The organism is Bacillus sp. JJ1521 (assembly GCF_036965165.1).
In the GTDB taxonomy this organism is placed as follows: Bacteria; Bacillota; Bacilli; order Bacillales; family Bacillaceae_L; genus Ferdinandcohnia.
Genome location: NZ_JBALOX010000106.1, coordinates 6186 through 21900, shown reverse-complemented (window position 1 = coordinate 21900; position 15715 = coordinate 6186). Strand labels below are relative to the sequence as shown.

The following is a 15715-nucleotide window of genomic DNA, read 5'->3' as shown; positions in this document are numbered from 1 at the left end:
GTATACAGCGGAAAAAGGAAATTTTATCCGACTAAGGAGAATTTAGAAACAACGTATAAGATTTTGATAGATTACCAAAAAAGTCTCTGATTAAGAGGCTTTTTTAATATACTATTCAAAATATTAATGATATAATCAATTTATCACGTAGAATCACGTTAGGAAGGAGATGGTGAAATGGATTTTTATATAAGTTGGTCACATAGTGATGCGATTTTTTGTGAGTATTTTGATAATTGCTGCATGCTTATATCAGCTATCCCTGATAATAAGAATGGAATCAAAAGGTTTAGAAAGAAGCCTAAGAAACTTATTATTGATTCCGGCGCACTTTTTTATTCCAAAAATCCTGGAAAGTTCAAATTAAGGGATATATTAGATACCCAATTTTACATCATAGATTCTGCCCCACAGGATATTCCCATTCAACTTGTCCATCTAGATGAACCTCTTCTTGATAAACCAACACTCTCAGATAAGTTTTCAGCAGTTGAAAAAACTTTATTTAATGCTTACGAATATGTTAATTTACTTCAAAAATATGATCTACCTCCCAATGTTTCATTAATGGGAGTTATTCAAGGATATGATTTTCCAAGTATTACTTTTAGTATTCATGAACTTAAGAAACTAGGATTTAAACGTTTCGGACTTGGATCGATGTTAGCACGGAATCCAGTAGAACAAGTAAGATATATAAAGTTTGTAGCACAACAAGTTGGCTCGGAAAATTTACATATCTTTGGAGTCACAGGAATTAACCAAATGAGAGAGATGGCTAAAATTAAAATGGCTTCTTTTGACTCAAGTAGGCCAACTATGGTTGCTGCTTTTCATCAAATCTTTTATAGCAATCCATTTAGAACATTATTGATTTCTAAATCCAATGTGACTCGTACCCAAGAACGAATTGACAAACCACTTGATTGTGAATGCCCAGCCTGTATTGAGAATCCTGAAGACATTCTAAATATAAGCCATCGAGATTATATGAAATTACGTTCTGTTCATAATTATTATCACCTTGCAAAAACAATTGAGGAAATAAAGCAAAGTGAAGGAGTGATGTAGATGTCGTTGTTTCAGATTTGTTATGGACCTGAAATCGGTGCTATTTTTCATTCAATTCAAAAGTACCCGGGGATACACAAAAGTGACCTAATTAAAAACTATCAATATCAACCTGAAGGAGATATTTCCTCGCTGGTTGATGCAGCCCTAAACTTCTTATTAAATCTTAGGTATATTGAAATCGATAAGAAAAAGGGCATATGGCCACTTATAAATAATTATCAAGTAAGGGAACTTACAATAGTAAAACGATTAAATGAAATAGCAGATGTTAACCAAGACCCAACTGGTCCAAACTATATTTTCTCTACTATGTATTATCAGATGTTTGTTATCCCAAATCGAATGTATATAAAAGATTTATATTATGAGGCAAACTTAACCTATGAGAAATTAGCGATTAGCCAGGAAAAGGTAAATGCATGGAAGAGAATCATGGAGCATTTACGATTAGGCTACCGAGTCTACGGTGGGTTTTATGCACTGCCTCACACAAATTTAATTGAAGATATTATTGAAGAAATAGGGGAATGGGATGGACCGTTACAGTTGTTTTTTGAAAAGAAAATTCATCCGGTAATCCCTTGTATTTCCAATGGTACTATTTTTAATGGTATTCTTTATGGCATTTTACATTTAGGAAAAACAGGAGTTGCAACACTAACAAAAAAGCAAGATTTACCTTACTTATCTTATGGAGAAAAAGGTCAGTGGAACTGGATAACGGTAGGGGGTAACCAAGAATGATTCCTTGTATAACCAAGAAAAGCATTAATTTCTTATATGGTACTGCAGATGAAAGATACAATTTTTCAAAAGATTTTTTTAGAAAGACTCATTTCCCTCAAACGTTAAACAGGTATTATAAAAACCAACTAATTGAAAGCGTTACGGAATCTGAATTACTTGAAGAATTAGAAGAAGGGAAAGACTTTGGTAATCGTGTTTATGTGATTTTTGGATCAACGGGTTCTGGAAAATCTGAATTGTTATGTTGGCTTCGAGACCAGTGGACCCCTGATGAGTCACGTCCAATTATTAGGATTTCTAGGACTGAACTAAACCCGCAAATTTTGGTAAAAAAATGTTATGAATCAATTGGATTTGAATTAGGAGACTTAATAATTGATGAGAATAGATGGAATCTCTTATTGACGAAACCTATTTCCATTATTAATCAAATGGTTTGGACAACAATATCAGAGTTTTTTGAGAGTGATGATTCTATTGTACCAGCTGCGATGCTACTTCGTCCTGTAATAGAAAAGAATATTTTAGAGTTCACAAAGCAAATTAAAGACGGGCATATTATAAAGCCGTTAGAATTCATTACAAAAGAAGAGTATGAAAATTTAATTGAGAGTACATCAATAGGGATAGACATTCATTATCACAAATTTCGCGACTCTTTACTTAAAAAATTTGACCAGTTTCTGTTTCAAGGAACAGATATAAAGACGATATTTAAAGAATTGTCAAACACGTTGTTGGAAAAAAACATCCGTCCTGTATTGTTAATTGACGATTTAGTCCAATCCATTAATTTATATGCAGCAGACCTACTTGATTACTTTATTACACTTGAAGACGGCAATTGGGATGTCATCATTGGTTTAACCCCAGGTGTTGAGCAGGGACAAGATTTTGACCATGATCTGAAAAGTAGAATTAAGAACTTGGATACCATTGATGACCGTGTAAAGAAGTTGTGGTTATCAGATGAATCGGGTTCGAACTTTTTTACACTTGATAAAAAACAAGCCCAAACCTATATGGAAAAATATTTAGTAGGCTTAAAAGAAGCAAATGGGTTTGCTTGTTCAACTAGTTGCCCCCACGCAAATTCTTGTGGAGCATTATTAGAGGATGATTCTGCTGAGGGCTTGAAGTTACTACCTTTTAGCATGCCGCTTATCAACAGAGTCTATGATGGAATTCCAAAAGGAAAAGGAACCCTCAGGTATTTGATATTGAATTCAAGGGAGATACTGCAGTTTTTGGTCAAGGGAGAGGCGAAGGCTGCAACAAAAATTGCTCATTACCTAAATCGAGATGTCTTTATTGAACATGAGGACAAACTAGTTAAAATTTTGGGTGAAATGTACGCACATCCTAATGAAGCCAATCATGTGATTACTGCTTCACTGGTAAAACACTTTAAATATGATCTAGATGATATTGTATTACAATTAAAGAATCTTCAAATTCATAAAGAGGTCACCATTGAGGAACATATTATTGAAAAGAAAAATGTTGTGGTTGAACACATTCGCGATTGGATCGAAGGAAACAAAGTTAAAGAACAGCTATTAGAGCCTGTGCGTACAGGAGTGGCAACCATTGTACATGAAGTGGTGAAAGGTACATTTATTACTAAAGAACATACATCTAGAGCGATTAAATCAACAGCTGCTATCCAGAGAGCGGAAGTAGTGAATCGATATAAGTACCCAATCTCTTTCTCAGAAAGGAACAACACCCAGATTTTCATCGATAAAAATATAAACTTACTTCAAATTGCTAATTTTCAACAACTAAAAATGCAGGATAGAAGCGATATGTTTGCGAAAGTTGCAAATGATAAAAATATAGCAGATTGGGTATACCAAACAGAACAGTTAAAGGATGAATGGATAACAGAACTAGAAGAAGGCATAGGTTATAGCGTTAGTAATTTTGCATTTTTGTTGAAAATGTTTATAAACAAGGTCAGTAGGCTTGGACAAAGTGAGTGGACAAGCATCGTAAAGAACCCAATTAAAAAAGACTATCTTGAGGTAACTGAGGACTTGTTCCTCGATTGGTTCAGCCTTCGTGATAATATCATTGATTTTCATGCAATTGACAGCTTGAATCATAATGAAGATTTTAGCCAAAAGTTTCTAACCCTTATGCCTTCTAAAAAGTTAAATAAATTTCAAATAAAGAACTTCCCTTTGCAAATGTTTTTAGTTGAATTACAAAAATCAGTTAGTCAATATTTAGAGGAATTACAACCAGTAGTATTTCAAAAAGTAAATGAGATTAAGTTACTACAAAAGTTATTGGATAACATTTCCAATTCCGAAAAGTTGAGTTGGGTTGAAACGGTTAGCAATAAAACATCACTTACTTTAGATGACATGATTCACCTAGATGAAATCATCTCCTGGCTATCAACAGAAGACAATAAAGAATTCATCACAAAGGTTCAACAGGAACAAGCCTATGTAGAAAACATGAGAAAATTTCTTCCGCTAATGACTAATAAAGAAAACAGTAAATTACAAAGCCTGGACCTCACAATGATGGAAAAGTACTTAAAAAACAACTTAAATGTCCGTACCCAAGTTAGGAAACACTTATTGAGACTATTAGAAAAAGGAGAAACGCAACTTCCGAAAAAACATTGGAAAGGAATACTCCGAGATATGGAGGAAATTAACCCGGAAATATTTGACTATGTACATGTGAATGTTAATATGAGGAAATAGAGGGGATGCTAGCTTACGCTAGCTTTTTTTGTTTTTATTGTAAATTAACTAGGTTTATTTAAAACCTAGTTAACTATTACTTTAGACTCTAGTTACTTATAATAACAAGAGTATGAATAGGTCGAAGTTACCAGGTTATATAGTAATCATATTTTTGAAATACCAAAATAATGAAAAAATATGTTAAAATATATCTAAATATGTCCAATAGAATAGGGAGATTTTTAATATGACTTTAGGAATTGGTTCTTTTGTAAAATGCAAAAATAATAAGATGGGAATAGGTAAAGTAGTTGATATAAGTTTAAATGGCCAGTTCTGTACTATTGAGTATTTTTATTCTATTGCGGATCGTAAACAGATTACTGCTAGTATTAAAGATATTAAAGTTACTAGGTTGCATGAACAAACTCGTTGTTATTACTATAATGAGAGTGTACAACGCTGGCAAATTGGAAGAATTCGAAATTTAGTAGATAGAGAATATGAAGTTGACTTCCCAGACACCTTTTCAATATATATAAATGAAAAACTCCTTTATGTAAGGTGTAATATACCAATTCATGATCCAAGTGATGTATTAAAATTAAGAGGGCATGAGACAGCATTTTTTAACAAACGTAGAACAGTATTTATGAAAACATTGATGGAACAACGAAGTGTTTCAAGGGGAATGGATGGGCTATTGTCTTCTAATATCCTACTTTTACCACACCAAATTGAAGTGGTGAAACGAGTTTTAGAAGATCCTATTCAACGATATATTTTGGCTGATGAAGTTGGCCTAGGGAAAACGATTGAAGCGGGAGTGATTGTTCGTCAATTTCTACTTGATAACCCTGACCAAAATGTTTTAATTATTGTACCACCTTTCTTATGGGATCAATGGCATGTGGAAATGGACCAACGATTTTTAATTGATGACTTTGACGATAGAATAGACTGGTTATCAACAGATGAACTAGAGAAGTTATCTGCTCTGAACAAACACCATAACATGGTTGTTATTGATGAAGCCCATGAGATCGCTTCTTTTGCTTTTTCGACTAACAAGAATAAAAGTAAACTTTACCGTGACCTTTGTAAGAAAGTTCATTCTTCTGCAGGATTACTATTATTATCAGCAACTCCTGTTTTAAATAATGAAAAAGAATTCCTTTCAATGCTTCATTTAATCGACCCTGACCATTATGTTTTAGATGACCTAGATGAATTTACAAATCGAGTAAAAAAGCGCCAAGAAGTGGGACGTTTTCTTCTTTCGTTCCATGAAGAGACACGACCTTTTATGATTCGTCGTTCTATTAAAAGGCTATCTACTTTTTTTCCACAAGACTATTTGCTCAAAGAATTACTTGATAAGTTAGAACGGTTAATAGTAAAGGACGTTCATGAAGAGGAAAAAAGGAAGCAATATATACGTGACATTCGTGTACATCTTTCAGAAACATACCGTCTACATCGTCGTTTATTGACGAATAGAAGGAGTGCAGTAAGAGACCAACTATTATTTGGAAGGGACCAAGGAACAGAGCAAATTTCATTTAAAAGTGAATATGACTTAGATTATGAAAAGTCAATCCAAATTATGAGTGTACTTGATGAATGGAGAAATTCAGCCTGGGCGAGTGAGATGGATTATTGGAGAAAAGAGGACTCTCAAGTTTCTCCGCTATCCTTATTGTACTTTCTATTATTTGAAGCAGTAAGTGGAAGCACAAGGTTTCTTAAAGCAGTATTAATCTCACGTTTGGAACTGGAAGCAGATTCACTTATTAAAGAAGAGTATACAGCGGAAAAGATTGAATTAATAACGAAAACACCGCATTTTACCGATGAGGAAGTAATTATTAGACAATTGCTTAGAATTGTAGATGAGCCTTCAGAAGATGGAGACAAACTAGAATTATTGTCTATGCTTATACAAATGGTAAAAATCCAAGAAAAACAAAAAAAGAAAACGCCACCAAAGATTGTGATTTTTTCGAATTTTACAGTCGTTGCAAACGAGATTACGGCATTTCTTCATAATGAATATGGTTTTAATTCTGTTTCATCTTATAACCGAGCTATGAATAAGGAGGACGTGGAATTAGAAGTAGACTCTTTCCGTACATCAGATGATTGCTTTATTTTAGTTTGTGATGCTTCAGGTGAAGAAGGACGGAATTTACAATTTGCAGATATAGTTATTCACTTTGATTTACCATTAAATCCTAATCGTATTGAGCAACGAGTAGGTAGATTAGATCGTATTGGAAGAGATAAGCCATATAAAACCTATCTTTTAGGTGGAACAGAGGAATCGAAATCTTTAATTAATGCGTGGTATAACTTTTTAGTAGATGGATTAAAGGTATTTCACCATTCAATTTCTTCCTTTCAATTTTTTATTGAAGAGATGATGAAAAATCTCCGTAAAGAGTTCTACATTAAGGGGGTAGAAGGAATTCTAGCGATTCAAGAAACTATTGAGGAACAAATACAACAAGAAAAAGTAAGACTTGCGGAGCAGCATGTTTTAGATGAAATTGACACAAAGTCAAAGTCTGCTGAAATCTTTTACAAAACGTTAAAAGAATATGAAGAAGATTTTGAAAAGATAGAGGATGGTATTGACCCTTGGGTCTGTGAAGCGCTACAGTTTCAAAAGTTTCAAAATAAACAATCTCCATTTACGTATTTTTATAAACCAAGAAGAGGAACCTTGGTACCTTTAAATTACTTATTACCTATCACGTACGTGTTAGATAGACCAGGATGTTATGATCGAGATGAAGTAATCTACCATAAAGATTGTAACTTGTATCGGATAGGTAACCCATTCATTGAGTCGTTACGAGATTATATTCACTGGGATGACCGTGGACAAACTTTCGCAATATGGCGACAGAGTAATGTGGTAGACACTAATGAAGGGTCCGAAGTACTATCTTTTGTTTTAAATTATAAGATTGAAGGGGATATTTCGTATGCTCAGGATGTTATCAAAGTTTTTGGGAAAAAAGGAATAGACGAAAAAGCCCTTCAGCGAAAACTAGATTACTATTTTCCACCTACATTCAAAACTGTGTATACAGATATTAATGGTAATGAGATTACAGATTCATCATATATTACTGAATTATCTTTATCATTCTTTAAGAAATCAGAAGGTGGAATGGATTGGAATATTACAAAAGATAAAGTAAATTTATTAAACGAATTTATCCCTGAGCAATATTGGTCTGAAACAATTGAAACAGTCTGTAAGCAATCTAAAGAACAATTAAAAACAAATAAAACATTTGTAAAGTTATGTGAGGAACGATTTCAACAAGCCAAATACGAGCATGACTATGTGTTCAGTCAATTGAAATTAAGATTGCAAGTTGGTGAATTCACTGGTATGGAGTCTACACAAACTAGCAATGACTTGGAGTTTGAAAGAAGCCTTCAAGAAGCACTACAAGAAGGTGTATTTCATCCAAGAATTAGCTTAGATTCTATAGGCTTTATTGTACTAACAGGGAGAGAATTGGAGGAAAAACATGGAAGAATTTCAGCGCATAAGAGAAGTACTATTTGAAAAGAATCCTAGTGTAACCCCCGATGATTTTGAAAATAGCTATTATAAACGGTTTGTCAAAGCCTACTTCCAGCAGAGAGATTCATTAGGGAAATCAGATTTAGCAGTACTTATTCGAGCAATTTTACGATATGAATCAGAAAAACAACAAGTACCTATGAGATTGAGAGTTCCTAATACCACTAATTGGCCAAATAACTTGCAGTGGGAAGCATTTGGAGTAACAGTAACGGTTGAACAACAAGATGGCATGATTATTGAAGCAAAACCATGGAGACCTATTTGGTTAGAGCAACACGATTATGCTGTTGATCACTTTGTTTCACTATTACCGAAAAGAAACAAGTTTGAACCAATGCCTGGAGACCCATTTCTACAGGTTGCTCATCGAACAACGTATCGTACTCGGAGTCAGAGGGATGCAATACGTTCTATTTTAACAGCACCGAAAGGGTCTTCCTTGGTTATAAATTTACCTACCGGAACGGGAAAAAGTTTTTGTGCACAACTCCCTGCTTTATTAGAGAAGAATTTATCTGGGGTAACAGTAGTAGTGGTTCCTACTGTTGCCCTAGCAATAGATCAAGAAAGAGCTATGAATGAATTTGTAGATTTTCCAACTGCTTATGTTAGTGGAGAAGACCGAAAGCATATAAATGAAGTAATAAGAAGTAGTATCATTGACGGCACACAAACCATTGTCTTTACATCTCCTGAAAGTTTGCTTACATCTCTAAATGTTCCTCTTCAGGTGGCAGCAGATAGAGGATTTTTGAGGTATTTTATTATCGATGAAGCACATATGGTCAGTGGATGGGGAGACGAATTCAGGCCTGCTTTTCAAGAAATATCAGGATTTCGACAGTTCCTCCTAGAAAAGTCGAAAGAGTCGTTTAAAACATTATTATTATCTGCAACCATAACGGAGTATTGTTTAGATACTTTAAACATGATGTATGGTAAACCAGGACCACTTCGTATGTTCTCAGCCGTCCAACTTAGACCCGAACCAGAATATTGGATATCTGCATGTGTAACTGAGGAAGTTAGATTGGCTAGGGTCTTGGAAGCAGTTTCATATCTTCCTAGACCTCTTATCATTTATACATCAAAAGTAAAAGATGCACAAAGAGTTTATGAATATTTAAAGGAGTACGGTTATAGTAGGGCAAGTTTAATGACGGGGAAAACTAAGAATAAAGATCGTGAAAATATTATAGAAGAATGGCAGGCTAGAAATATTGATATCGTGGTTGCCACTTCTGCTTTTGGACTCGGAGTAGACCAATCAGAAGTTCGTGCTGTGGTACATGCTTGTATCCCTGAAAACCTCGACCGCTTTTACCAAGAGGTAGGGAGAGGAGGAAGGGACGGTCGAACTTGTCTTTCTCTACTTTTATATACAAATGAAGATAGAAAAACAGCAGAGGGCCTGAATAGAAAAACTATTATTGGAATTGAGCGTGGTATACAACGTTGGAGTAGAATGTTCCAAAATAAAATTCCTGTAAAAGGTAAACCGCTCCAATATAAGGTTCCAGTTACAATAGCACCAAGTTATCAAGAAGATGATATTGACATGGGCAGTGAGCAAAACAAGGCGTGGAATATACGTACACTTTTGTTAATGAGTAAATCTGGCCTAATTGACTTTTTATGGGAAGAACATAAAGAAGATGAGGAGTATATAGGGAATGATTATCGACTTATTCAAATAAAGAACGAAAATCATTTACAAGTATCTGTATGGGAGGAAATGATTCAACCCTTCCGGAGAAGAACGAGTTCCTCTGATCGAAATAGTTTAGAACTAATGGATGTTTTTTTACAACAAGAAGTATGCGCGTCTAAGGTTTTTTCAGAATTATATACAATTAATAACGAAAGACATGAAAGTGAAAACCCCTATAATGACAAAGCAAAAGTATCGAAGACTTGTGGAGGTTGTCCGGTATGTCGTAAGAAAAAAAAACCTTTCATCATTCCACCTAGTGTAAAGTGCCAACCAGTAAAATGGGATGAAGAGCGTAAAGAATCCTCCTGGATGATAGGCCAGTTCTTGCATAATAAAAATATTTTTATTATATTCTACTCTCATTCACTTCCTAGGGAATTAGAACAATTAGATATAAGAATTCAGCAAAAATGGAAAAATACGATTCGTTGGTTTGTTGAACAAGGATTTCAGCATTTAGTTGGAGATAAAGAAATGCTAAAAATATTTATTGATGATAAGAGATTGTTTAATCAAAAAGTAGTATTTACAACATATCTAGATAATGTATCAAAGGTATCAGACTTACCCAGTATACCAACGGTTTTATTACATCCACCTTCACAAGAATTCAACAGGACGGTAGGAAGATTGCTTAATACTACTTCAACTAACCAAAAAATTGTTCTCTTTTTGCCAAATGAGATTAAAGAACCGAATGTAACAGGAAGAAAATTCCGTGACATAACAACATTGTCACACATGGATTTTCTAGAATTTTTAATGGAGGTAGGAATATGAGTGTACTTAGAGAAGCATATGTTACTCCAAGTCGAGTAAGAGGCGTGTACCGTTTCTTACTATATACAGATAAACAAAAAATGAAGCGAGAAGACTTAGAAAAATCTATTTCTCCTTATTCAATACAGAAAAAAGATGATAATAGTTATTTAGATATGGTGAAAGACACGATTAAAGAGATGGTAAATATGCAGTTATTGGATGAGGATGAAGTCGGCTATATTTCTTTGTCTAAAGGTCTACCAGAAGAGCTAAAGGATAGGGAAAAAGGAGATAAGATTCTACCATTTTACATCTCTTCTCTATTTTTCTCTAAAAGTAACAAAGAGAATTATGACTTTGTACGTTTAGTAGCGTGGTATTTAGCACAAGAGATACATGATGCTCCTGGAGTATGGGATGAATTTTCTGAAAAACTTGACCTACAAATTGGCCCAAATAAACTAGGATGTGGAAATAATGCGAAATACGGACAGTTGGAAGATTGGCTACTGTTTTGTCGTTTTGCAATTCAATATTCAGTTAAAGGAGTTAATAGAAGAATTTCTCCAGATCCTACCCTATATATTCAATGGTTATTACCTAGACTCTTTAATGAAACAGAAACTTTACCGATGTCAACCTTAATGGAGCGTTTAAGAGAGTACTCTCCTGTTTTTGAAAATGGCGTTTTTCGAAAGGAACTTTTTGACAAATACAAAGTAGGTAAATTGGAAGAGAATTATCTATCAAGTGTTACTTCCAACGCATTGTTGCGTCTTCAGGAAGAGGATGTAATTAAGTTGGAGAGAAAAGCAGATGCTGATACAATGATTATCAATGATGGTGGAAATGAAATACGTTATACCCATATTTCTTGTAATTTAAGGAAGGAGTGAGGAAATTGGCTCAAACGATGAAAGGGTATGTTTGTTGGAATGAGGATGTAATTGGACGTGTTCTTGAAACTGAAACAGAGGAAGTACTGGATCACATTTTTTTAGCCTCTCATACTCCAATCAGAATGTACAGAGAACTAAATTCTTCTATAGCAGAATCAAGCCTTGTTCCTTATTCAGAGTCTCAATTCTTAGAAGATTTTCTAAAAAGAGACAATTACATGTTTGCAACTGTATTAGGAGATGTAGGGACAGGTAAAACACATCTAATTCGCTGGCTATCTGCACGAATTCCAAGAAACGATAGACGAAAAGTTGTACTTATACCACGATTTGGGACTAACCTACGAAAAATTATTAGCTTAATTCTTGATGGAATGGAAGGCTCACAATTTGACGAATATCGTCAAAAGTTAAAACGAGTAGATGAAGAATTAACTCCAGAGAGTGCTAGAGAAACATTATTAGGCAACCTAGCCATCGCGATAGGACCTAATGGTCCTCACAAAGATCGTGAATTGACCGAAGAAGAAGAGTATATGAGAGATATGCTACCAGCTCTTTTCCATGATCCTTTTTTTCGAAAGATTCTCTTAGCAGACGGTGGAATTATCCATGCTATTACCGACCATGTTATTGGAGCAAAAAAGAAAATTGAAAGAATGTCACATAGACGAAGATTTACAATAGAAGACCTTCCTACGAATATTACAGATTTAGAGAAGGCTAGTAGTGATGCTAGAACTATTTATGCAGAGTTGTTAGATGACGAAGAATTGAAAGAAGACGCTGTCAATTGGATTAATAAGCATATTGACTCTGCAATCATTAAGATGTTAAATCTCCAAGGTGGAGATCTTGTTGATATGATTAACGATGTTAGAGCAGAATTGAAAAAAGAGGACATCGAATTAGTCTTGTTATTCGAAGATTTTGCAGCAACAGAAGGTATTGATACTCAATTAATTAAAGCCCTGTTGATCCGACCTAACGCTGCAAAAAATGCAACCAATAAAGAATTATGTAATATGCGTATTGCGATTGCATGTACCACTGGATATTATGAAGATCTTAGAGATACGGTTCAAACACGTGTTGAATTAAAAGTTTCACTTGATGTAGTTACAGGAGACATGTATACAAGTGATGATATGGAAAGCTTTGTAAGTAGGTATCTAAATGTACTTCGATACTCAGATAGAGAAATAATTGATTGGTATAATGAGATGTTATCTACGGGCGTAGAAAAAGAGTTACCTTCTGCTTGTGAAAAAAGAGAGTGTCCTTTTATAGATAAATGCCATGGTTCATTCGGCAATAGCAGTGATAAAGGTTTATATCCGTTTAATAAACAAGCAATTATTACGATGTATAGTCGTCTATTTAAAGAAGATAATCCAAAGTTTAATCCACGTACTATGATAAAAGATGTTATTAGAAGAACATTAGAAGATTATACAAATCATATAAGAACTGGGATATTTCCACCACCATCAATGTTTCAACGATTCGGGGAAAAGACTAAAAATCGATTGTCTGCATTAGAAATCAATAAATTGACAGCCCTAGATACTGTTTCATCTGATAGACGAGAAGTATTGCTAGAGTTTTGGACTAATAGTGAAGAAATCGTGAATTTACCAAAAACAATACATGAGGCATTTAATTTCTCAGTTTTAGATAGCGTAGTTTCTGTTGAGGATGAAAATGAACACCAAGATGGAACAGAACATAATAATAACCCATCAATTAATGTAAAAGAAAATAACAAAAAAGATGAAAATAGAGACGTATCAGTTATAGATGGTAAAAAAGGCTCAAATTCTTTAGAACAGTTCAAAGACAAGTTACCAGAGGGCTTACTTGATCAGATTCAACAAATAGAAACGTGGAAAAATGATGGTTCTTTACGTCAAAATATTATGCAGACATTAAGAGAAAGTGTATATTCCGCTATCAATGATTATATTGATTGGGATAGTGAGCTTTTACACTTAGGTTCTTTAAAAGATGAGGGTATATGGAGACCGAAGTTTATACATTTTGAACGTTCTACTACAATTACTCCATCAATAGTGCAGCTTGTGTTGCCTCTTGGGGAGGAGACGTTGAATGATACAGCCATTGTACTTCAAGCTATTCTTTACTATCAATATTATAAACATTGGAAATTTGAAAAAGGCTCTCAATATTATCGATACTTTACAAGATATATACATCGTTGGGGTAAACATGTACTATCACAGATTAATCATCTTAAAAGTAAGAACAACCAAACTATTCCCGTTGTTTCCATCGCGACTGAGACACTTGCTATTGGGTCATTACTATCTGGGCGTTCTTTAGGTAACAACCCGGTAAAGAGTATTGATTCTTTATTTTATCCTTTAGAGGAGGCAAGCCACTACCGCTCAGTTGCATGGAAGAGGTTGCAGGAAGAAATTAAACAAAATGAGAAGGAGATTAAAGAACATTTATTTTCACGAATTGGTATTTTTAAGGGACAAACAAAACCTTTTAAACTAATAGATTCTTCAAAATTACTGTACCCTCTTAGCAGCCTAGTTAAGGGTGAATTTTCAAGTAATATTATTACAGAGACGATATCCGAATTTAGTAAACTTGTAAAAACATATCGTCATATGCGTGAGACATTTGAAAGTGTAATAGAAGAAGAGTTAACTGAGAAGCGACAATGGTTAGCAGAAATGGAAGCGGCCTTTGGTCAGGACTTAAATATCAAGGAAGCATTAGTAGATCTTCGAAAAGCTATGGAATCAGCAGGTGAAGATGGTTCATTACGAGGAGTAAGAGATAGAGACGGACTTTCTAAATTAGCAAATGAAATAGAAGTATTACCATTAATTGAATTGGGAGATTGTATAAAAGAAATTCTGCAAGAGTCAAACACCATTAAGAAAGCAGAAATGTTAGGTAACTTGGATACCGAAAGCATGTTTAAAGTTAAGTCATTTGTGGAAAGTACAAGTCGTTTCCTTCAGGAATCGTTACGTTCAGTAGAAAAAGATATAATAGACCTTGAGCAAGATCAGAAAACGAAAGGACTTGCTACCGTAACAGAAGATATTAAAAGTCAATTTGATTTATTAATTGACGTAATGAATAAGATGAAGAGGGGGGATTCGAATGATTCAAACGAGAGCAAAATCATTAGTTCAACTCATTGACAAGAAACGAATCCTTCGTTTTGAAAAAGATTATATACAAGCATATACAACTAGAAAAGAACAACTTCAAAATGTAGTAGGAAAAGTTGTCCAACTGTATAGTAGACTAAATCTAATGAGAAAGCACAACGTTTGTGAATTTGATTATGAAAAAGATACTCAATCTTTACATGGTCTTTGCATTAATCTCCAAAAGCAATTTAATGAAAAACCTGAATGGATTAAAGAGCAAGGTGCTCTTAGGCAACTTTCGCTAAAAGTAGAGACAGTTAAATCTCAAATTGATGAGGAACTTAAGGCAAAGTGGAAGGAATATATAGAAAGTGATCTCCCGTCTATAAGTAATGAAATGTTAGACATAATGGTTAATATCCCTTCGTTTTCAAGGAAAGTATCTCAAATCAAAAGGTTGTACCGGGAGATTTCAGAGCAAAAAGAGATTCTCCCATTACAAGAAAAAGAATTGTTGTCAGTATTAAAGAAAAAAGAAGAATTAATCAATGAGTGGAATTCACTGGGGACAGAGGATGTTCCACCAACAGTTTTAAAATTTATACGTAGTGCCTCCTCACACCAAGGTGCAGCGCTACAGTATTTAACACCAGAAGTCTTAGTTTGGTTAAAGAAATATAAAATACAATCGTTCTTTAAAATACGTATACAATCATAATTATAAATCAAACTTTGTAGAAATAATCTACAAAGTTTGATTTTTAAAGGNNGAATACATAAGAGATTTTTTAGGATATATTGAAGAAATCGAATCTACATTTTTATCTTGGGGTTACGTAGAAACTGGTTTCTCAGAAAATGAACTAGAGGAACTAGCTATAAAATGGATAGAAGAACATGGTGCGGATATAGATTTCAATGACCTAATAAATGCGTTGTTTGAAAAGCAAATGATTCAAGAATTTCATATAGGTGGTGGAGCGGAAGTATTGTTTCGTACGCGAATGGCAGAAACAGTACGTCTGCTAGCAAGGCTGCGTCAATTGTTTCCAGGTCAGGATTGGAGAACT

Annotated in this window: 8 protein-coding genes; all 8 read left to right on the top strand. The window is 34.2% G+C overall.

The genetic code is table 11. The features are described from left to right. The first annotated feature begins 177 nt into the window (after positions 1-177). The 8 genes from V7147_RS15315 to V7147_RS15280 all read left to right on the top strand — a co-directional run bounded on the left by V7147_RS15315 (position 178) and on the right by V7147_RS15280 (position 15363). Complete coding sequence (locus tag V7147_RS15315) at positions 178-1071, top strand: tRNA-guanine transglycosylase (protein ID WP_335368708.1); 894 nt, start codon at positions 178-180, stop codon at positions 1069-1071. Continuing rightward, complete coding sequence (locus V7147_RS15310; protein WP_335368707.1) at positions 1072-1818, top strand: hypothetical protein; 747 nt, start codon at positions 1072-1074, stop codon at positions 1816-1818. Next, the gene (locus V7147_RS15305; protein ID WP_335368706.1) at positions 1815-4544 is read left to right on the top strand and encodes a hypothetical protein; all 2730 of its coding nucleotides are present in this window, start codon (positions 1815-1817) and stop codon (positions 4542-4544) included. Before V7147_RS15310 ends, V7147_RS15305 begins: the two co-directional genes overlap by 4 nt. A 229-nt stretch (positions 4545-4773) precedes the next feature. Continuing rightward, the gene (gene dpdE / locus V7147_RS15300; RefSeq protein WP_335368705.1) at positions 4774-8112 is read left to right on the top strand and encodes a protein DpdE; all 3339 of its coding nucleotides are present in this window, start codon (positions 4774-4776) and stop codon (positions 8110-8112) included. Then, positions 8075-10627 (top strand): protein DpdF, encoded by a 2553-nt coding sequence (gene dpdF, locus V7147_RS15295; RefSeq protein ID WP_335368704.1) that lies wholly within the window; start codon positions 8075-8077, stop codon positions 10625-10627. Before dpdE ends, dpdF begins: the two co-directional genes overlap by 38 nt. Continuing rightward, positions 10624-11505, top strand: a complete 882-nt coding sequence (gene dpdG / locus V7147_RS15290; RefSeq protein ID WP_335368703.1) for a protein DpdG — start codon at positions 10624-10626, stop codon at positions 11503-11505. The genes dpdF and dpdG overlap by 4 nt, the downstream gene beginning before the upstream one ends. 5 nt (positions 11506-11510) lie before the next feature. Then, the gene (gene dpdH, locus V7147_RS15285) at positions 11511-14693 is read left to right on the top strand and encodes a protein DpdH (protein ID WP_335368702.1); all 3183 of its coding nucleotides are present in this window, start codon (positions 11511-11513) and stop codon (positions 14691-14693) included. Further along, on the top strand, positions 14653-15363 hold the full coding sequence (locus tag V7147_RS15280; protein WP_335368701.1) for a hypothetical protein: 711 nt from the start codon (positions 14653-14655) through the stop codon (positions 15361-15363). Before dpdH ends, V7147_RS15280 begins: the two co-directional genes overlap by 41 nt. Positions 15364-15715: the final 352 nt, after the last annotated feature.